Source organism: Bifidobacterium longum subsp. infantis ATCC 15697 = JCM 1222 = DSM 20088, from assembly GCF_000269965.1.
GTDB classification, from domain to species: domain Bacteria; phylum Actinomycetota; class Actinomycetes; order Actinomycetales; family Bifidobacteriaceae; genus Bifidobacterium; species Bifidobacterium infantis.
On record NC_017219.1, the window covers coordinates 1,778,688 to 1,797,871 of the forward strand.

The window sequence follows — 19,184 nt, forward strand, 5'->3', positions numbered from 1 at the left end:
ACCGGCGGGGCTGGAGGCGAGCGGGCGGCGGATTATGGGGCACAATGGTGTCAAGGAGGCCGCCATGGTCGATGACTATACTGCCAAAATGACTGAGCTGATCGAACTCATGCGTCTGATCGGCAACGATACGCAGCAGTGCGAGGTCAAGGAATGCAAGCGCAAGATCTCCTCGACCATCACCGATACGCTGTCCGCGTTCTCCAACGGCTCCGGCGGCTGGATCATCCTTGGCCTGTCCGAAAAGAACGGGTTCACGCCGGTCGAGGGATTCGACGCGCGCGCCATGCAGGAGGCGCTGAGCCAGGCGTGCGAGAAGATGACGCCGGTGGTGCGGCCCGTGATCGTCACCTGCCCGTTCGAAGGCACGAATCTGGTGTTCGCGCGCATCGACGAGATGCTGCCGCGCGACAAGCCCTGCTTCACCACCGCGCTCGGACCGCACGGCGGCTCGTTCATCCGCACCGGCGACGGCGACCGGCGCATGACCTCCTATGAGGTCGACCGGCTCATCGAGGAGCATCTGCAGCCCACGTACGATCTGGATATCGTGCCCGGCGCCACGACCGATGACCTCGACCCGCAGCTTGTTGCCGGATTGTTGGCGCGCGTGCGCGAGCAGCATCCGCGCGTGTTCGCCGACCGGGACGGCATCGACGTGCTGCTGGATCTGCAGGTGTTGCGCCATGATGATTCCGACGAGTCGGAGGTCGGCGGAATACTGCGTCCCACCTTGGCCGGACTGCTGGCGTTGGGCCGCTATCCGCAGAAGTTCTATCCGCGGCTCGGCATTTCGATAGCCGTGTTTCCGGGGACGAGCCGGGACGATGTGTTCCGGGGCGACGAGCGATTGGTCGCCTCGAAGTCGGTGGTCGGTTCGATTCCGGTGATGATCGACGATGCGGTCGACTCGTTGATGCGTTGGATTGGCGCGAAGAAGCCCGATTATCCGCCGCTCGTGTTGCGCGAGGCGATTGCGAACGCGCTCACCCACCGTGATTATTCGCCCGATGCGCGCGGCACGCAGGTGCATATCAGCGTGTTCACCAATCGCATCGAGATCACCAATCCGGGCGGTCTGTATGGCATGGTGACACATGATGTGCTGGCGAGTCCGCATCCGGTGACGGGTGCACCGTTCGTCTCCACCCGAAACCAGTTCCTGTTCACGCTGCTGGAGTCCACGCCGTATCCGGGCGGCGGGTTTGTGAACCCAGAAGGCGGCGACGGCTACCAGCGCATCGCCGCCGCGTTGCGTGAGGCCGGCATCGAGCCGGCGACCACGCGCAACGACATCAACACGTTCACGATGACCATCACCAAGCAGCGCACGATGGCGAACAGTTCGCCGGGCGACGTGGTCAAGGCGATTATGACCGTACTGGAGCGGCATTCGGCGATGAGCGTCAAGGAGATCATGCGCGAACTGCAGTTGACGCCGCTGGCCGCCACATCCGGTATGCGCGAGCTGATGAAGGAAGGGCGGGTCGCCCGAGTCAAGTTCGCCGATGACCCGGTGCAGCGGTATCGGTTGAAAGGCTGATTTCTCACTCGGCCAGCTGCGTGGTGGCGGGCGCGGCCAGGGCGGGGCGGGAGCGGCGGAACCGGCCGGCGGCCAGACCGATACAGATGAACATCACGCCGAACAGTGCGACCAATCCCAGCGAGCCGGCCCAGCCGGCGACGCTTATGCCGGTTTCCTCCGCCGTGCCGGAGCCGAGCGCGTTGTCGATCGCGGTGCAATACCACCAGCCGGGCAGGAACTTGGCTATGGTCACCATCACGCCGGGCATCATGTCAACCGGCAACGCAACTCCCGACGTGAACATGATGAGCAGGCCGAAGATATTGGCGAATCCGTTGGCAGCCGCCTCCGAAAACCCGAATTCGCTGAGCATGAATCCACAGGCGACGGTCATCAGCGCATATACGCAGGTTGCGCAGAACGTCATCAGCACTCCTTCGGCGCTCAATGTCAACGGATCAAGTCCTGCCGCGACCATCAGACCGACAGCCAGCACCAGATAACCGACGCATACGACGAGCGCGAATCCGCTGAGCGTCAGCAACCGCTGGAGTCCCATCGACGACATGCGTTGTGGGGATGCGGTGAGACGACGGCGAACTTCCCCGGTGGTGAATGTGCCCAGAATCATTGATCCGCAGACGGTCATCGCCAAAAACAGCGGATGCAGCGCGGTTTTCATGGTGTTGCCGAATCCGCTGGCCGCCATGTCCGAAGCACTTTCCGCGTCCGCGCTTGCCGTGTCGATCACAGCGACCTTATGGTTCGCGTCCATGTCACTCGCCGATGCGGCAGCCGCTTTCGATGCCTCGAACAGATCGCCGACGCTGGGTTTCTCAATCTGACCGGCCGGCAGCCTATCAAGCATGTCCTGATTCGAGAATTCACCAAACCCGCCCATGCCATCTTCAGACGAATCACCCGCAGTGTCTCCAATGTCGATGCCGGCCATAGCTGCGAGCGCCGCACTATCGACCGTCGTATGCGAGCCAATCAGTGCCGTACGCGTGAGTGAAAGGAACCCGATGACGTTCATCCGGGCCATCGAGCCTGCGCCGGACGTATAGCTGGTGACCGTGTCCACGCTTGGTGGATTCTCGCCTGTCGCCGCGGCATCAATGAAATCGTCGGCGAAACCATCGGGGATGATGACGATCAGATCCACCCAGTTCGAGGCGACGGCTTGTTGCAGAGTTTCACTAGCATCGTCAACGTTCACCAGTTCGCTGGAATCCGACAGGTATGTGCGCATCGATGACGCGATGCCGCCCCTGTCCGAGTCTCGATCGATGACGGCGACACGCATTTTGGCCGGCTCGAATGCCGCGGCTGCGGAATCGGATGTGCCAGACAGCATCGACCAGCTGATAGACAGCATCATGATGCCCACGAACACGAGGTAAATCAACAGGTAGGCCCTGTGCGAGAACAGTACACGCAATGTGGCTTTACAGGTGTTCATAGCGTTGCCTCCTCAGCATTGCGATGCCAGCCAAGAGGAATACCGCGCTCATCGCCAGCAAAATGGCACAAGTGGTGATGAACGGCTGGTAGCTGTCGTAGTACAAAATGTCGTAAAACAGGTTCGTCACCTGTTGCGCGGGGTTGATGGTGCCGAGGATGGGCGCGTTGCGTGCTATCCAGTCACTGATCTGCATGGCGAAGCCGCCGTACAGTCCGGTGAACAGCGACAATATGCAGGCGATTCCGCTCGACAAACCGTATTTCGTGTCGTAGGAAAGCTTCGGTACCGCGCCGAGCAGGGTGCCTGCTGAGCTGGTCATGAACGAGGCGATGATGACCGCGAAAATCGCTGCCGGTTCGCGTCCGCCGAGCGAGACGTTGCAGGCGAGCCGGATATAGGCCAATGCGATGGACAGGGCGACCGACGAGCACAGCCAGCAGGAGAGGAAGCCCGCGACGAGCTGTTTGGCCCGGCTCAGCGGCGCTACGGTCCGCCGTATGCCCAGCGCGGACAGGTTCGCCTGTGCGGCGGCGACTGTGCTGATGGAGTATCCCATGGCCATCATGCAGGACATGGCCAGCAGCGCGTAATAGTATCGGGCGATCGCGTCAGGCTGGAAATGCGTGAGCGTCGTCTCATGGGTCATGTCGACGTTCTGCCCGACGCTGTTCCAGAAGTTCCGGCTGAGCGCGGCCTGTGGATTGTCGGCGATGGTCTGCCGGGTGACGGCGTCGGTGCGGTTGTACAGGTCGATGACGCCGCGCAGGGCCGCGAGGCTAATGTCCAGTCCGCTGTTTTGCGTGGAGTCTTTGGCTGTGACGGCGGTTTCCCGGCTCACGGTCATCGCCAATCGGCCGTTATTGTCGGCGGTCAGATAGCCGTTGGCAGTGCCGTCGGCGAGCCGTTGTTCGGCCTCCTTCACGGTGCCGACTGTGGTGATGGTCAGCAGCTTTTGGTCGATTCCGGCGTAGGTCGTGTCGTCTGAGGCCGATTCCGTTTCCCCGGCCAGCGCGTCTACGAAGGTGCGGGCACCGTCCGCCTGCTGCCAACGGGTGTCTTCGATGACGGCCATCGGCACCGGCTTGAGTTCATATGCTTCGGCCAGCCCGCCGAACAGTCCGTTGAACATGGTCGCCAGCACGATCGGGAACACGGTCATCCAGAACAACGCCAACCGGTTGCGCAAGTTCGCTTTCAATGCGACCAGAAATGTGGTCCACATGATGTCTCCTTACCTGCTCCCGCTGACGGGAGCTGTCGGCGAAGCCGACTGAGGGTGGTTGTTGCAAGGCCACCCCCACTCGCTTCGCGGGAGCCCCGCTAGCGGGGGCAAGATTGTTAGTCCCTTAGCGCCTTGCCGGTGAGTTCCAGGAATACGTCATTGAGGGTGGGCGGGCGACTGGTCAGGTGGCCGATGTTGGCGCCGGAGCGTTTCACCGCGTCGAGCACGTCGGTCAGGTTGTGTTCGCCGCGCCGGCATCGCACGTCGAGTTCCTTGCCGTCGTAGGTGGCTTCGATTACGCACGGCAGCGCACGGACCTCAGCCATCGCCGAATCCGCCAGATCGAGCGTTTCGATGGTGATGCGCTCGCCCGTGTCGATCATGTTCTTGAGCTCGTCGGCGGTTCCGAGCGCCAGGTGCCGGCCGTGGTCCATGATGAGGATGCGGTCGCAGATCTGCTCGACCTCCTCCATGTAGTGGCTGGTGTAGATCACCGTGGCGCCGGCCTGGTTGAGCCGCTGGATGCCTTCCAGAATCGAATTGCGGCTTTGCGGGTCGACGGCGACCGTGGGTTCGTCGAAGAAGATCAGGTCAGGCTTGTGCGCGATGCCGCAGGCGATGTTCAGGCGTCGCAGCAGACCGCCGGACAGTTTGCCGGGCCGGAACTTGCGGAAGTCCTGGAGACCGACGAATTCGATGGCCTCCTCGACCAGCGGCGCACGGTCAGTTTTCTTCGGCACGTACAGCGAGCAGAAGTAGTCGATGTTTTCGGTGACGGTCAGTTCGTTGAACACGGCCACATTCTGCGGCACGATGCCGATACGGCGCTTCAGCGCGTATGAGGTCGGCGTCATCGGCTGGCCGAATACGCGAATCGTGCCCGAATCGTAGGTGAGCAATGCGAGGATGCAGTTGATCGCAGTGGTTTTGCCGGACCCGTTCGGCCCAAGCAGGCCGAAAATCTCGCCCTGGTTCACGTCAAGGTCAAAGTAGTCGAGCGCCACCATGTCGCCGTAGCGTTTGACCAGTTGGCTGACGTGCACGGCCAGAGCCGGGTTGGTTGTCGAGTCGTGTTCGGAAGCTCTGTTGTCGGTTGCCATAGCCACTCCCTTCCTTGGTGATTCCATCATCCCAAGAAGGGGCCGGACGCCGCCACAAGCAAACGTCACGACTTGGCCGTACAGGCGTGACATTTGTCATTACGGCCCTTCGGCGTCGGTCTGCATGGCCTTGTACACCTTATCGACCGGCATCAGGCTGATCTCGTCCATCGCATAGTTGGACGCCCTGTGGCTTTGCGCAATCATCGGTATCATCCCTTTACGGTTGTGTCGACAACATCCGACGCTTGTGCCTCATCTATTCGGGAAGTGTAGACCCGTTGTCTTGGACCGTCATGCGAATAATTCCGCACGCCCGTCAAGTTCGTTGTGTTCCGCACACCGCTAGACTGGTGGTGGAAGAGCGTCGAGCCGGGGAGGTGCCATGCGCGTGTTGGCCGAGAAGGGCTTGCTGCTCGTGCTGGGCCTGGCTTTGGCCTGGCTTGTCGGGGTGCGGCTCGATGGCGTGTTCATCGCCGGCCTGCTGTTGGCCGTTTCCGTCGCCGGATTGGTGGAATGGCTGCGCCCCGCTGCACAATGGTCTTGGGTATTGTGCGCGGCGTTTCTCGCCATCGCCGTGGCGGTGCCTTCATGGTGTGCGTTCATGCCGCTCATCGCCTACGATACTGCACAGCTGCCGGCCCTTGCCTCGGCCGGAGCCCGAACTGGGGCACGGACTGCGGCAAGCGGCCGCTCCCCCAGTGTCTCGCGGACCGCGGCCTCTCGCCGTTCCCTTGCCGATGCAATACGTTCGGCCCCGCGGTTTTCGGTCGCCGCGCGCTGGATATGGGTGTTGCCGCCAATCGCGCTCTGGTTCGCCCGTGGCACCGACCGTCTCCAGACGCTGGTGATGACGATGGTCGCCCTGCTTGGATTCGTTCTGGGCCGGGCCCGCGCCTCCTCGGACGAGGCGCGGCGCGCGTTGCTGCACGCGCAGGACAGGGCGCGCGAATCCTCGCGGGCCACTCGTTCGCGCATCGCTGACATCGATGAGGAACGCGCCCAGTCGATTCGCATGGCGACCCTCGGCGAGCGCACGCGTATCGCCCGGGAGATCCACGACAATGTGGGCCATCTGCTGACCCGCGCGATCATGCAGGCGCAGGCCGGCAGGACGGTGGCCGAGGCGACGAACGATACGGTCGCCGCGCAAGGGTTCGCCACGTTGGGTGCGACGTTGGATGATGCGATGACGATGGTGCGCCGTTCGGTGCATGATCTTGAGGATGACGGCACTGATTTCGCCGCGCAGATCGATGATGCCGTCACGTCGTTCGACGGCATCTCCCCCGGTTTCGCCGTGACGCTGGCCAACGATATCGCCAAGGCGCCCGCGCCGGTCTCGCGCTGTTTCACGACCGTGATTCGCGAGGCATTGTCGAACGTGGTGCATCATAGTGCGGCGCACGAGGCGAGCGTAACGTTGCGCGGCTTCCCCGCGTTCTGGCAGTTGGTCATTCAGGATCCGGGGCCGGCCGTGTCCGAGTCCGATGGGTCCCGGACGGCCGCTGCCCGCCCGCGTGCGATGCGTGCCACGCGCGTCGGCTCGCGACTCGCCGCCGACAGTGTTGCCGATATGTGCGGTTCGGCCGATGAGCTGATGCGCGGCATGGGTTTGGCGGATATCGAATCGCGCGTACGCGCCCTTGGCGGCACTGCGGTTTGCGGGCCGTATGAGGGCGGCTGGCGTGTGTTCGTATCCGTGCCGAAGAAGCGTTGGACCATGGAATCGAGGGATTGATGAGAATCGCAATCGTGGATGATGATCCGATCGTCTGCCAGTCGTTGGAGACGATTCTGACGGCCACCGGCACGGCCGAGGTGCTATGGACGGCAAATGACGGCGATACCGCCGTGCGCCGTTATTTCGAGACGCCGGCGAGCCGACCGGACGTGCTGCTGATCGATATTCAGATGCCCGGCACCAGCGGTTTGGATGCCGCGCGCGATATTCTGGCCACGGACCCGGCCGCGCGCATACTGTTCCTGACCACGTTTGCGGACCAGTCGTATATCGCGCAGGCGATGGGGCTTGGCGCCAAGGGCTATCTCATCAAACAGGATGTGGCGGCGGTCGGGCCTGCGCTGCAGGCGGTGATGGCAGGTCAGGTGGTGCTCGGCGCGGAAGTGCTCGGCAAGCTCACCGAACGGACTCCGGATCCTGCCGATTCCGACGATTCCGGAGATACCGCCGATTCCATCGAAGGCCTGCTTGGCGAGCGTGAGCGTGAGATCACCGCGCTGGTCGCCGAGGGCCTCGATAACCGCGACATCGCCGCCAGACTGTTCCTGAGCGAAGGCACGGTCCGCAATCGCATCAGCGCGATACTGGACAAGCTCGGTCTGACCAATCGCACCCAACTCGCCATCCTCTGGCTCAACGCCCATCGGTGAGGGGCCTTTGGTCGAGTAGGTCTCTCCCTCCGTCATCGCTTCGCGATGCCACCTCGAACGCGATTCAGGACAGCTTGCAGCTGACCTCTTATTCGCTCGTTCTCACTCACCCTCGCCTAAAAACACCTCCGGCGTTTTCTTCACGGCTCGGCTCATCAGAGGGAGGTTGTGAAAAACCAACCTCAGCTGTTTTTCATGACGATACTGTCGATGGTGTTGGCCACGCGCTCGCAGTCGTCGGAGCACTGTTCGAGGTGACGGTACACGTCATGCCAGGCGAACACCTGCAGCGGATCGGTGCAGGTGGTGTGCAGCGTGCGCATCGACTCGATGAACAGGTGGTCGGCGTCCGTTTCGATCGTGTTGATGGCGAACACCAGTTCGCGCAACGTCTTGGAATGCCGGAATCGCGGCAGTTCGTTGACCAGCTCGCAGATGCTTTCCGTGGCGCGCACCACCATATCCGACATCTGGACCGCATCGTCGCGCATGTCGGTCACATTGTCGTAGTACATGCGGTTGAGTACGCCTTCGATGCTGTCGGTCACATCGTCGAGCACGTGGCCAAGCTCGTCGATGTCCTCGCGGTCGAACGGCGTGATGAACGCGGTCACCAGTTCGTCCATCATGTCGTGGCGCACCTCGTCCGCCGACTTCTCAATCGCGTGCATGCTGTCCATGCGTTCGCGCAGCTGGTCCGGATTGAAGTCGTGCATGACCTCGGACAGCAGCTTCGCGGCCTGGCATGCGTAGTCCGCGCTGCGGCGGAATCCGTCGAAGTAGAACACGTCTTTTTGTCTCGCCATGATGGGTGGATTCCTTTCTAGAACACGACCATGAACAGTTTGGCCATTACGAAGCTGATGAGACCGCAACCGGGGAAGGTGAACACCCAGGTGAGCATCATGTCGCGCACCACGCCGAAGTTGATGGCGGAGAGGCGGCGTACCGCGCCCACGCCCATGATGGCGCTGGTCTTGGTGTGCGTTGTGGAGACGGGGATGCCGAGCACGGTCATGACGAGCAGGCACAGCGCGCTTGACAGATCGGCCGAGAAGCCTTGGTATTTCTCGAGTTTCACCATGTCCTGGCCCACGGATTTGATGATGCGTTCACCGCCGACGGACGTGCCTACGCCCATGATGGTGCTGCACAGAATCATGAGCCAGACCGGAATCATCACACCGGTCACGCTGGGTTGGCCGTTGCAGAACGCCATGCCGAGGAACAGCACGCCGATGAACTTCTGGCCGTCCTGCGCGCCATGCATGAAGCTCATGGCCGCCGCGCCCACGATCTGCGCGTAGGTGAAGAACCCGTTGGTGCGGCGGCGGTCCATGCCAGCGCAAATCAGGGTCACGGCCTTGCATACCAACCAGCCGACGGCGAAGCCGAACAGGAGGCTTGCGACCAGACCGTAGAGCACCTTGACCCATTCGCCCATGTTGATGCCGCCGATGCCGCCTTGGATGGCGATGGCCGCTCCGGACAGGCCGGCGATCAGGCTGTGGCTTTCGGAGGTGGGTATGCCGAGCAGCGAGGCGCCCACGCTGTATACGACGATGGAGAACAGCGCCGCGCATAGGGCGATGAGCGCTGCGTTCGTGTCGCCGCCGAAATCGACCATGTTGCTGATGGTGGAGGCCACGGAAGCGTTGAGCTGCGTCATGATGAAGACGCCGAGGAAGTTGAAGATGGCCGCCATGATGACGGCGGAGCGTACGCGCATGCATCGCGTGGTCACGCAGGTGGCGATGGCGTTGGGTGCGTCGGTCCAGCCGTTGACGAAGATGACTCCCAGCGTCAGCAACGTTGTGACGGTCAGAGCCGGGTTGGAAAGCACTTGTTGGAGGAAATGCGCCAGTGAGACGTCCAAGGGGAATCAACACCTTCTTCTTCGGGGGCGGAAGCCGTCACACTGATTGTAACGGAAGAATGGCTACGTAGTTCCCATGGCGCGCGGGTTTTATGGTGTTGTTATGTTGCGCGCCGCGCATCCTTTCGTGAAAACAGAGCGGGACAGTCGTATGCTTCGATTCGGCGCCTGCATCGACAACTCTCGTCATCTACCGAGGATTCGGTCATGCGTGTGCGAAAATGGACACGGTGTCAATCAGGAGGTGCACAGTGGTTGTAAGCACGGATTCGAGCCGCACAATGCCCGATTGGGTGAAGTACGGGGTGTTCTGGCACGTGTATCCGCTGGGCTTCTGCGGTGCCGATATCAGGCCCGCCGGCCCGCGCCAGTTCCATGGCCGCGGCCTTGACGCGATGATCCCTTGGCTGGAGTACGTGCGCGATCTAGGCGCGTCCGGCCTGCTGCTGGGTCCGGTGTTCGAGTCGGCGACGCATGGATACGACACGCTTGACCATATGCACATCGATGTGCGATTGGGCGGGGATGCCGCGTTCGACCAGCTGATTGCGGCCTGCCGGGACATGGGATTGCAGGTGGTGCTGGATGGCGTGTTCAATCATGTGAGCCGCGATCATCCGGCCGTCCGGGCGGCGCTTGACGAGACCACCGGACGCTTGAATCCGGCCGACAACCCGTGGCATGGTCTGGTCCGCGCGCATGTCGGCGATAATGACGAACCCGCTTTGGATGTGTTCGAGGGGCACGGGGATCTGGTGGCGCTGGACCATTCGGCTGACGAGACCGTTGACTATGTGGTCCATGTGATGAGCCATTGGCTGGATCGCGGAGCCGCCGGCTGGCGCCTCGACGCCGCGTATGCCGTGCCGAGCCCGTTCTGGGCGCGCGTGTTGCCGCAGGTCAAAGCCGCACACCCGTATTCGTGGATTTTCGGTGAGGTGATCCATGGCGATTACCCGCGCATCATCGAGGAATCCACGATGGATTCGATCACGCAATACGAGCTATGGAAGTCGATCCAGCATGCGCTGGAGACGGAGAACTTCTTCGAGCTGGATTGGAATCTCAAGCGGCACAACGCGTTCCTGAATTCCTTCGTGCCGCAGACGTTCATCGGCAACCATGACGTGACGCGTATCGCATCGCAGATTGGCCCGGCCAAGGCGGCGTTGGCATTGGCGGTGCTCATGACGGTCGGCGGCGTGCCAAGCATCTATTACGGCGACGAGCAGGGCTATGTGGGCGTCAAGCAGGAGCGTTTCGGCGGCGATGACGACGTACGTCCGAAGTTCCCCGACTCCCCTGCCGAACTGTCCACGCTGGGAGAGCCGACATACCGACTGCACCAGGCGCTGATCGCGCTGCGCCGTCGCAACCCATGGCTGATGGATGCGCGTACCGAGGCCGTGAAGCTGGAAAACAAGCACTTCGTCTATCGTTCGACGAGCGCCGACGCCCAGCATTCCCTGACCGTGGACCTCAACATCGAGCAATCCCCCACTTTCACCATCCGCAACGCCGACGGCAGTACAGCGTATCAATACTGAGCTACCTCATCAGAGGGAGCTCATCATTTACCGCCGAATGCCTCGGATCAGCAGGTCGAGCAGGTACCCGTACGACCGGTCGACCCGTTCGCGGCCGCGTGTGCGGGGTTGTGCGGAACGCAGTTCGAATTGGATGAACCCGTGTATGGACACCCAGATGGAGGATGCAATCAGGTGAGGGTCATCGTCGCGGATGCGACCGAGTCATCCAGCAATCTGCGCAGGGTGCCCGGCAGGGAGCCGGAAATGGATTCTGCAGCCATCACGGATTCCTTGGATGCGCCAAGGATGTCCTGGGGCAGGTAGGATCCTCGCAGCGCGTCCGTCAGGCCGGTGGTGTACGTGCCGGCCTGCAGCGACCCCATGATGCCGACGCCGAGCGTGCCACTGAGTTCGCGGATCGTGTCGTTGACGGCACTGCCCATGCCTTCCTCGCTGACCGGCACGGCCGTCATCAGTGTGTCGGTGGCGGTCCCTGGACGAGGGCGATGCCTGCGGCCATGACGGCCGCGAACGGCAGTGTGGCAATCGCCATCTCGAGCGCCAAATACCCACGCAGCGCCTGGAACCATTAGGTCGTGAGGAAGATGAAACCGAACAGGCACAGGAAGGCGGCGCAAATGGCCAACGTGCCGATGACGTCGCACACCCAGAACACGCTATCCCATGCGAACCGTTGCAGCAGGATGCCGCCGATGACCGGGCCGAGCGCTATGCCCACCCCGGATGTGCCGACCCGCAGTCCGACGACCAGCCCACGCATAGGCGATCCGTCGAACAACCCGATGATGGATGGCAGCGTGGCTCCCATCAAGTTGTGTATTAATATAACATATTTATGAAACAATGATACACATCATGTCGGGAACAGGCATCCGCATCGAAAACACCGACCTACAACACAATCAGGCCCGGCGACCATCAAAGGTCGTCGGGCCTGATTCATACGCGCTGTCGGACTAACGGCGTCCGGACTTCATACGGAATGGCGCATTGTTGCGATTCTTCTTGGAATGGCGGCGGTTTGGGCCTTCCATGTTGCCGTATTTGGCGATCATGCGGCGTTCGTGACGCTTGGCACCTTCTGAACGCTCGTCGCGTACGATGCGGTTCTCGTTCTTGCGATGGATGCGCTTGCCGCCTTCGCCCTGACGGGTGTTGCGCATGGACTGCCTGCGGCCGTCATGGGAACGCTCGTCATAGGAGAAGCCGTAGCCCTCGTGGCTGCGCTCATTGCGGCGCGGCTTACGCGGACGCTCGAAATCGCGGGGATCAGTACGATCGAAGCGACGGCTTGATCCATGCTTACGGCCGCTGAAATCATCGTTGCGGCCGTATTCGGCCCCGTCGCGCTTGTCGAATTTTCCGCCCTTGCCGTACCGATCATTGCGACGGCTGCGACCAGAATCGCGGCCTTCGAACTTGCCGCCACGACGATCGTCGTACCGGTTCTTGCCGTACTCGTTGCGGCCATCATCCTGACGCTCGCCGTAACGGTTCTTGCCGTATCCGTCGCGACGGCCGCCCTTACGGCGGTCATCGCCATGCTCGAACAGATAGTCGCGGCGCTCGGCCTCGGGGTTGCTCATGCCGACGCGGCGTTCCGCACGGTTGCGGTTCTTCTTCACGGCCTTCTTGCTGGCCTTGTCGCCGTGCTTGCGCTGCGGCTCGCCTTCGGCAACAAACTCGCCGCCTTCGTTCTCGTGCTGGAATTCGGTCTCGGCAACGTTCTGCTCGTCGCGATTGCGATTGCGATTGCCGCCGCGGCCGGACTCGTCGCCCGCCGCGTTCTTGGCACCCTTGTTCTTGCCCTTGCGCGGGTTGCCCACGGGCTGCGACTTGTCGAGGCTCCAGCCATCCACGCGCTCGGCGCGGTCGCCCACAAGCTCAAGCACTTCGGGCGAATCGTGGGTCACTTCAATCATCTTGGTCTTGATGCCGGCCTGGTTCAGCAAGCGGCGCGTCTCGCGGCGCTGCTCGGGCAGCACGAGGGTGACCACGTCGCCCGCCTTGCCGGCGCGGGCGGTACGACCGGAGCGGTGTACAAAGGACTTCGGGTCGGCCGGCGGCTCGACCTGCACCACGAGCTCCACGCCGCCGACGTCTATGCCACGGGCGGCCACGTCAGTGGCCACCATGACGCGCACATCGCCGGAATCAAATGCGGCGAGGTTGCGATCGCGCTGGTTCTGGTTCAGGTTGCCGTGCAGCTCGGCGGCCGGAATGCCGTTCTGCGTCAGATTCTTGGCGAGCTTCTTGGCCTGGAACTTGGTGCGGGTGAACAGGATGCGGCGGCCTTCGCCCGAGGCGAGTGTACGCACGAGTTCGTGCTTGTCGCCGCGCGTGGTCTCGAACACGTGGTGGGTCATCAGATCAGGTTCGGTGGTGGCCGAATCGACCTCGTGCACCTTGGGATCATGCAGGAAGGTGTTCACCACTTCATCCACGCCGTGATCGAGCGTGGCGGAGAACAGCATGTGCTGGGCGTCGGGCGAAATCTGCTCAAGCAGTCGCTTGACCGGCGGCAGGAAGCCCATATCGGCCATTTCATCGGCCTCATCGATGACCACGACTTCGACGGACGAGAGCGTGAGCGCCTGCTGGCGCAGCAGGTCCTCAAGGCGGCCCGGGCAAGCGACCACGATATCGGCGCCGGCCTTCAGATCGCGGATCTGGTGGATGTACTTGACGCCACCGTACACCGTGGTGGTGTTCATGCCAAACGTGTGGGCCAGCGGCATCAGCACGTCGTTGATCTGGTTCGCGAGCTCGCGGGTGGGGGCCAGCACCAGGCCGCGAGGGTGCGGCAGGAAGTCGTCGGCGCGGCGCTCTTCCAGGCTGGCCTTCTTGCGGCGCTTGATTTCGTTGCGGAACTCCTCCATCGCGATTTCGCCAAGCGAATCATAGGAGCCCAGCCGGGTGACCAGCGGAATGGAGAAGGCGAGGGTTTTGCCGGAGCCGGTGCGCCCTCGGCCGAGAATGTCGCGGCCGGCCAGTGAATCGGGCAGGGTGTCGGCCTGAATGGGGAATGCGGTCTTCTTGTCATCTGCCGCAAGCACGCGCACCAGCGGTCCGGGTACGCCAAGTTCGCCAAAGGTAAGGGGGCGGGATTCCGCGCTGTCGTTCATCTGGAAATCAGCGGAATCGTCACGATCATCGAAATTATTACGGGGCACAGTGGCCTTTCATGTCAAAGGTTATGCAAATTACGCAAGCTTTCTGAGCCTAGCGTAAGCCCCCTACTTTACTTGGTGCTCGCCACGCTGTCATCCCACTCTTTACTTATGACCCCATGGGGCGGTAATTGGCCCATGAGGCGGTAACTTGCCCATGAGGCGGTTTGAAGAAATTGTGAAACCGCAGAATAAAGCCATTTTCACCTACCGCCCCATGAGGGTTTTACCGCCCCATGGGATGTTTGCCGCCCCATGGGCCAATTACCGCCCCATGGGTTCTACCACCATGTAAGGCGAGCACCGCTCCATGGAACACGCAAATGGCCCCTACCAGTGAAGGTAGGAGCCATTGTGCAAAAAGGCTGAACCACAATACGGCCCAGTAGCACTAAAACACACTACAAAATATCCGGATCGTCTTTGGCAATAGTGCCGGTTGCCTTGCCAATGGCCTTCAGGCCGTGGTAGGCCACAAGAATCACCATCGTGCCGATGGCGATGCCGTTGAAGGAGACGCCGCCGATAGCGAAGGCGAACTGGCCGATGGCAATAATCATGGTGATAGCTGCCACCATGATGTTCAGCGGCTTGTCGAAGTTGACCTTGTTTTCCACCCAGATGCGGATGCCGATCATGCCGATCATGCCGTACAGCAGCGTGGTCACGCCGCCGAGCACGCCGGCGGGGATCGTGTTGATCACGGCGCCGAACTTCGGGCACAGGCTCAGGATCAGGGCGAAGGCGGCTGCGCACCAGTAGGCGGCGGTGGAGTACACCTTGGTGGCAGCCATCACGCCGATGTTCTCGCCGTAGGTGGTGGTGCCGGAGCCGCCGCCGAAGCCGGCGAGCGTGGTGCCCAGGCCGTCGGCCATGAGGGCGGTGCCGATCTGGTTGTCGTAGTCGCGGCCGGTCATCTGGGCCACGGACTTGACATGGCCGACGTTCTCAGCCACAAGCACGAGCACAACAGGGATGAACATGGGAAGGATGGAAAAATCGGCCTGCGGCAGGTGGAACTTCGGGAAGCCGATCCATGCGGCGTCACCGATGGCGGAGAAGTCGACCTGGCCACGGATGCAGGCATATACATAGCCGATAATTACGCCGACCAAAATGTTGAGGCGACCCAGCAAGCCCTTGAACAGCACGGCCACGAGCAGCACGGCCAGCAGGGTAACCAGTGCGGTGTCCGGCGCGGCTTGGAAGTTGGTCCACACGGAAGGTGCCAGATTGAAACCGATGATGGCCACAATCGCGCCGTTGACCACGGGCGGCATGATGATGTCGATCCATGTGGAGCCGGCGTAGTGCACGAGCACGCCAATCAGGGCCAGCAGAATACCGGTGACCATGATGCCGAAGCTGGCGACCGCAATGCCCTTGTTGGCGGTGGTGACCGCGGTGATCGGTGCGATGAAGCCGAAGGACGAGCCCAAATAGCTCGGCAGCACGTTCCTGTTGATCAGCAGGAACAGTGCGGTGGACATAGCCGTGAAAAACAGGGTGGTGGACGGGTCGAAGCCCGTCAGAATCGGCACCAGAAAGGTGGCACCGAACATGGCGATGACGTGCTGTGCGCCGATACCGGCGGTGCGCACCCAAGTCAGACGTTCATCGGGCTCGACGACCTCGCCGGGCGCCAGCGTCTTGCCGTCGCCATGCAGCCGCCATTGGAAGATATTGGACATGGACATTGCTCACTTTCCTCGCTCTTGCTTGGTGGTGCGGCACACAAGACCGGCCGCGCCACGCGTCATTCTAGCGTACGGGGATCGTGCGGCGTCCATCCGTCGGAACGCTCACTTGCCGTAATACTCCAGCAGGTGGGGGTCGACGGCCTGCACCACATCGACCAGATCGCCGTTGGACAGGTACGGGCGCTTGAATTCGCGCCACGGCTCCACTTTGACCTCCCAGCGTCCGCTCGCCTCATCAAGCACGGGCCGGGCGGTCTGCTCCCAACGCACACGCTTGGACGTGCGACCGGTTTCGGGGTCTCGGCGCGTGTAATGCAGGCACGTGCAGTTGGTGATCTTCCAGTCGTCCGAATCGGCGCGATGCAGGAACTCCTCGTCGGCCAGATCCTCGATGGTGAGCATCAGGGCAAGCATGAAGTCGCCGTGCGTGACCATGACCACGGACTCCGAGTCGGATTTGCGGCTCAACGAGGTCAGGATGTTATGCACGCGGTCCTCGGCCACGTCGGCGATGGATTCGCCTGCCGGCGGCCGCCAGTACAACGGGTCGGTGTTCTTGAAGTTCCAGTTGCGGGCGTAGTTAGTTTTGAACTCGTCCTTGGTGATGGTGTTGATCTCGCCCCAGGAGCGTTCGCGCAGCACACGGTTCTCCTCCCACTTGGCTTTGGGCAAGGCCATGGTGGCCGCGGTCTCGCGGGTGCGCACATACGGCGAAACCATGTAGCGGTCGAACAGCTGCTGCTGGCTGACGAGCCAGCGTCCGATGCAGTCGGCCTGCTTGCGACCGGTGGCGGTGAGCCGCCATGAGCGGTCGGGCACGGTGACGTTGTCCTGCGTGTACAGGGAGTTGTCGCCCTGCTCGCCCGCCTGGACGATGACGTTCGCTTCGGATTCGCCATGTCGGATTACATATAGATCGAGCGGCATGCTCATCTGCGCTCCTCCTTCGTTGTCGGTGACGTCGCGTTGTTCCGCGCCGTCCGCTATTTCACCCGCGTTATGGTGTCCCCTTTGACCATGAACGCGCGACGGGCCATATCGATCATCGGCTGGTCGAACTTCGAGTCGGTGTAGAACTCGTCGACGACGGCGTCCGGACCGTACAGCTCGCGGAATCGCCTGGCCTTGTTGGTGTTGAAGTTGAGATACGTAACCCTCATCGTCTCCAAATCGACCTTGCTGGCCACGAGGTTCCGCACGCCGAGCCTGCGGCAGGCCTCCCCCACCGTCAAATCGAAGGATGCGGTGAGGATCACGTCATCCGGTTCGGGCTGGTACCAGGGCTTGATGCGCGGGTAGTTCCGATCCCAGAAATCGTTCACGAGCTGTTCGACGCTCGCCACGCGTCGGGAACGGTTCAGTTCCGTAAGATAGCCTTCGGCCATTCTGCCCACGCCGTATTCCATCTGCTCAAGCGTGGCCCGCCCGAGTTTGTATTTGACCGCGTACCGCAGCACGGGTGCGATGAAACGGAACACCTTCGGGTCGTGTCGGGCGGAATACAGGTACAGGTCGAACAGGCTTTCGCCGTCGTAGATGGTTCCGTCAAAATCGAATACGCGCATACCTTCTGCTTCTACTCTGCTGTTCCTTGTTCAAGGCTAATCATGGCGGACCGGCAAAAGCGCGAATATGCGGTGAATTTCACATGAACACTGTTTTTGGAGGGTCGCAACCAACTTCCCCGGCGGTCATCGTCCCCGGTCCGGCACCGTTCCGGCACGCCTGCGCGTCTGGCCGAACAGGTAGATGCCGATGGGCAAGGTCAGCACACCGCCGATGACGAACACCAGCGAAATCGGAATCATGTCGGCCAGAGGCGCGAAGACCAGCATGCCCAGCGGCATGCCCAGCGTGCTGAGCGTGGTGTCGAGACCAAAGACGCGGCCGACCACATTCTCATCGGACTCGGTTTGCATGATGGTACGCATCGGACCCACGCAGATGGCGGAGGCGACGCCATTCGCCACGTCGACAAACAGGTACGCCAGCAGATTGGGCGCGACCCCGAGACCCACCACGGTCACGCCGACCAAAGTGACGCCGAGCGCGACCATGCGCATGTTGTCGCGCACGACCTTGGCCCCGACGGTGGACATGAACGCGCCGCCAAGCAACATGCCGATGCTCCATCCCAGCTCATTGGCCGCGAGTTTGTCGGAGGCGGTGGTCAGGTTGATGAATCCCAGATTCAGATCGATTCCCTCGTATTCGCGGGTCATGAGCAGCAGGGTCAGATTCATCGGGGCAACGGCGATGAAACAGGTCAGCGCGTCGCCCAACACCACGTTGCGCAGATTCGGCCGACGCCACGTGTAGTCGAATCCCACCTTGAGATCGGCGAAGACACGGCGGACGCCGGCGAGCGGCGAGCGTCCCTCCCCTTCGGACACGGCGTGCGCGGCACGCTCCGCCGTCGCGCGTCTCTTCGGCACCTTGATCAACGCCACGAACCCGACGCCGATGACCGCCGTGGTCACGTCGATCAGCAGGATCGACCACAACGGCACCATGTTGATGAGCACGGCGGCCACAGCCGGTGCCACTATCATGTTCGCCGAGTTGATCACACCGTATACCGAATTGACGCGCAGCAGTTTGCCGGAGGGCACGACGTCCGGGATGAACGACTGCACGGCCGGCGTCTGGATGCCGCCGCCCGCCGAACGGATGAGCAGCACCACGAAGATCGTGGCCAGTCCGGCCCATCCCATCGCGAAACCCAACGACAACACGACGGTGACGGCGGCGATCACCATGTCCGGCAGCATGATCAGCAGTTTGCGATTATGGCGGTCCGCCCATGAGCCGCCGAAGATCGAGACCACGGCCTGCGGCACCACGCCGAACAGGGTGGCCAGCAGCATCGCCGAACCGGTTCTGGTCTGCAATACGATCCACCACCAGATGGCGTACTGCACGATGCTGGAGCCCAACAGCGAAAACGCCTGACCGACGAGCAGCAACGCCACACGCCGGATCCACGCGGCATCGGCCTCCTCGCTCGCCATGGCCTCGGCATACGCGCCGGGCCCGCCCACCCCATCGGACGTCACGGGCATGGTCGCTCCAATCTACTCGTCTACTCGGCGCTTCAAGGCGCATGGGCCTGGTCCCGGCCCCGCTTCACCTCACACCAGTACCATAGAATGGAGGTCTGATATACCATCCGGCATCTTCCG

16 protein-coding genes are annotated in these 19,184 nt (G+C 62.0%); 4 read left to right on the forward strand and 12 right to left on the reverse strand.

Going from position 1 to position 19,184, the window contains the following annotated elements; translation table 11 throughout:
* Nucleotides 1–64 precede the first annotated feature (64 nt).
* Complete coding sequence (locus tag BLIJ_RS08450; protein WP_012577941.1) at nucleotides 65–1,543, forward strand: ATP-binding protein; 1,479 nt, start codon at nucleotides 65–67, stop codon at nucleotides 1,541–1,543.
* 4 nt (nucleotides 1,544–1,547) lie between these two features.
* Here the strand turns inward: BLIJ_RS08450 and BLIJ_RS08455 are convergent, their stop codons facing one another.
* From BLIJ_RS08455 to BLIJ_RS08465, 3 genes are all read right to left on the reverse strand, one after another.
* The gene (locus tag BLIJ_RS08455) at nucleotides 1,548–2,987 is read right to left on the reverse strand and encodes an ABC transporter permease (RefSeq protein ID WP_012577942.1); all 1,440 of its coding nucleotides are present in this window, start codon (nucleotides 2,985–2,987) and stop codon (nucleotides 1,548–1,550) included.
* Entirely contained in the window at nucleotides 2,974–4,212 is a 1,239-nt protein-coding gene (locus BLIJ_RS08460; RefSeq protein ID WP_012577943.1) for an ABC transporter permease, read from the reverse strand. Before BLIJ_RS08460 ends, BLIJ_RS08455 begins: the two co-directional genes overlap by 14 nt.
* Nucleotides 4,213–4,328: 116 nt before the next feature.
* Nucleotides 4,329–5,312, reverse strand: coding sequence for an ABC transporter ATP-binding protein (locus tag BLIJ_RS08465; RefSeq protein ID WP_012577944.1), 984 nt, complete (start codon nucleotides 5,310–5,312; stop codon nucleotides 4,329–4,331).
* Nucleotides 5,313–5,697: 385 nt separating this feature from the next.
* Here BLIJ_RS08465 and BLIJ_RS08470 point away from each other — a divergent pair, with 385 nt between their 5' ends.
* Entirely contained in the window at nucleotides 5,698–7,053 is a 1,356-nt protein-coding gene (locus BLIJ_RS08470) for a sensor histidine kinase (protein ID WP_012577945.1), read from the forward strand.
* Nucleotides 7,053–7,706, forward strand: coding sequence for a response regulator transcription factor (locus tag BLIJ_RS08475; protein ID WP_012577946.1), 654 nt, complete (start codon nucleotides 7,053–7,055; stop codon nucleotides 7,704–7,706). Before BLIJ_RS08470 ends, BLIJ_RS08475 begins: the two co-directional genes overlap by 1 nt.
* Before the next feature lie 182 nt (nucleotides 7,707–7,888).
* Here the strand turns inward: BLIJ_RS08475 and BLIJ_RS08480 are convergent, their stop codons facing one another.
* Both BLIJ_RS08480 and BLIJ_RS08485 read right to left on the reverse strand, forming a co-directional pair.
* On the reverse strand, nucleotides 7,889–8,512 hold the full coding sequence (locus BLIJ_RS08480; RefSeq protein ID WP_012577947.1) for a DUF47 domain-containing protein: 624 nt from the start codon (nucleotides 8,510–8,512) through the stop codon (nucleotides 7,889–7,891).
* Nucleotides 8,513–8,529: 17 nt separating this feature from the next.
* Nucleotides 8,530–9,582, reverse strand: a complete 1,053-nt coding sequence (locus BLIJ_RS08485) for an inorganic phosphate transporter (RefSeq protein WP_003829169.1) — start codon at nucleotides 9,580–9,582, stop codon at nucleotides 8,530–8,532.
* Nucleotides 9,583–9,863: 281 nt separating this feature from the next.
* Between BLIJ_RS08485 and BLIJ_RS08490 the strand changes: the two genes are divergently transcribed.
* Nucleotides 9,864–11,129: an alpha-amylase family protein gene (locus BLIJ_RS08490; protein ID WP_070104402.1), complete on the forward strand. Its 1,266-nt coding sequence runs from the start codon at nucleotides 9,864–9,866 to the stop codon at nucleotides 11,127–11,129.
* Nucleotides 11,130–11,299: 170 nt separating this feature from the next.
* On the opposite strand, the gene BLIJ_RS14620 is transcribed toward BLIJ_RS08490, so the two are convergent.
* From BLIJ_RS14620 to BLIJ_RS08525, 7 genes are all read right to left on the reverse strand, one after another.
* Nucleotides 11,300–11,584, reverse strand: coding sequence for a hypothetical protein (locus tag BLIJ_RS14620; protein WP_014484984.1), 285 nt, complete (start codon nucleotides 11,582–11,584; stop codon nucleotides 11,300–11,302).
* 116 nt (nucleotides 11,585–11,700) lie between these two features.
* Nucleotides 11,701–11,892 carry a hypothetical protein gene (locus tag BLIJ_RS14625; protein ID WP_014484985.1) on the reverse strand — a complete coding sequence of 64 codons (192 nt, stop codon included), beginning with the start codon at nucleotides 11,890–11,892 and terminating at the stop codon, nucleotides 11,701–11,703.
* 196 nt (nucleotides 11,893–12,088) lie between these two features.
* On the reverse strand, nucleotides 12,089–14,305 hold the full coding sequence (locus BLIJ_RS08505; protein WP_014484986.1) for a DEAD/DEAH box helicase: 2,217 nt from the start codon (nucleotides 14,303–14,305) through the stop codon (nucleotides 12,089–12,091).
* Nucleotides 14,306–14,703: 398 nt separating this feature from the next.
* Nucleotides 14,704–15,993, reverse strand: a complete 1,290-nt coding sequence (locus BLIJ_RS08510; RefSeq protein WP_041982031.1) for a uracil-xanthine permease family protein — start codon at nucleotides 15,991–15,993, stop codon at nucleotides 14,704–14,706.
* A gap of 111 nt (nucleotides 15,994–16,104) precedes the next feature.
* Nucleotides 16,105–16,935 (reverse strand): histidine phosphatase family protein, encoded by an 831-nt coding sequence (locus BLIJ_RS08515; protein WP_012577951.1) that lies wholly within the window; start codon nucleotides 16,933–16,935, stop codon nucleotides 16,105–16,107.
* Between the two features lie 50 nt (nucleotides 16,936–16,985).
* Entirely contained in the window at nucleotides 16,986–17,567 is a 582-nt protein-coding gene (locus BLIJ_RS08520; RefSeq protein ID WP_012577952.1) for a haloacid dehalogenase-like hydrolase, read from the reverse strand.
* Between the two features lie 126 nt (nucleotides 17,568–17,693).
* Nucleotides 17,694–19,064 carry an MFS transporter gene (locus BLIJ_RS08525; RefSeq protein WP_012577953.1) on the reverse strand — a complete coding sequence of 457 codons (1,371 nt, stop codon included), beginning with the start codon at nucleotides 19,062–19,064 and terminating at the stop codon, nucleotides 17,694–17,696.
* Nucleotides 19,065–19,184 lie beyond the last annotated feature (120 nt).

What these genes read in the sequence shown, in the direction of transcription:
- BLIJ_RS08510 (WP_041982031.1), bottom strand. Translation starts at nt 15,993, where the DNA reads ATGTCCAATATCTTCCAATGGCGGCTGCATGGCGACGGCAAGACGCTG.
- BLIJ_RS08470 (WP_012577945.1), top strand. Translation starts at nt 5,698, where the DNA reads ATGCGCGTGTTGGCCGAGAAGGGCTTGCTGCTCGTGCTGGGCCTGGCT.
- BLIJ_RS14620 (WP_014484984.1), bottom strand. Translation starts at nt 11,584, where the DNA reads ATGACGGCCGTGCCGGTCAGCGAGGAAGGCATGGGCAGTGCCGTCAAC.
- BLIJ_RS14625 (WP_014484985.1), bottom strand. Translation starts at nt 11,892, where the DNA reads ATGCGTGGGCTGGTCGTCGGACTGCGGGTCGGCACATCCGGGGTGGGC.
- BLIJ_RS08465 (WP_012577944.1), bottom strand. Translation starts at nt 5,312, where the DNA reads ATGGCAACCGACAACAGAGCTTCCGAACACGACTCGACAACCAACCCG.
- BLIJ_RS08525 (WP_012577953.1), bottom strand. Translation starts at nt 19,064, where the DNA reads ATGCCCGTGACGTCCGATGGGGTGGGCGGGCCCGGCGCGTATGCCGAG.
- BLIJ_RS08450 (WP_012577941.1), top strand. Translation starts at nt 65, where the DNA reads ATGGTCGATGACTATACTGCCAAAATGACTGAGCTGATCGAACTCATG.
- BLIJ_RS08475 (WP_012577946.1), top strand. Translation starts at nt 7,053, where the DNA reads ATGAGAATCGCAATCGTGGATGATGATCCGATCGTCTGCCAGTCGTTG.
- BLIJ_RS08455 (WP_012577942.1), bottom strand. Translation starts at nt 2,987, where the DNA reads ATGAACACCTGTAAAGCCACATTGCGTGTACTGTTCTCGCACAGGGCC.
- BLIJ_RS08515 (WP_012577951.1), bottom strand. Translation starts at nt 16,935, where the DNA reads ATGAGCATGCCGCTCGATCTATATGTAATCCGACATGGCGAATCCGAA.
- BLIJ_RS08480 (WP_012577947.1), bottom strand. Translation starts at nt 8,512, where the DNA reads ATGGCGAGACAAAAAGACGTGTTCTACTTCGACGGATTCCGCCGCAGC.
- BLIJ_RS08460 (WP_012577943.1), bottom strand. Translation starts at nt 4,212, where the DNA reads ATGTGGACCACATTTCTGGTCGCATTGAAAGCGAACTTGCGCAACCGG.
- BLIJ_RS08520 (WP_012577952.1), bottom strand. Translation starts at nt 17,567, where the DNA reads ATGCGCGTATTCGATTTTGACGGAACCATCTACGACGGCGAAAGCCTG.
- BLIJ_RS08490 (WP_070104402.1), top strand. Translation starts at nt 9,864, where the DNA reads ATGCCCGATTGGGTGAAGTACGGGGTGTTCTGGCACGTGTATCCGCTG.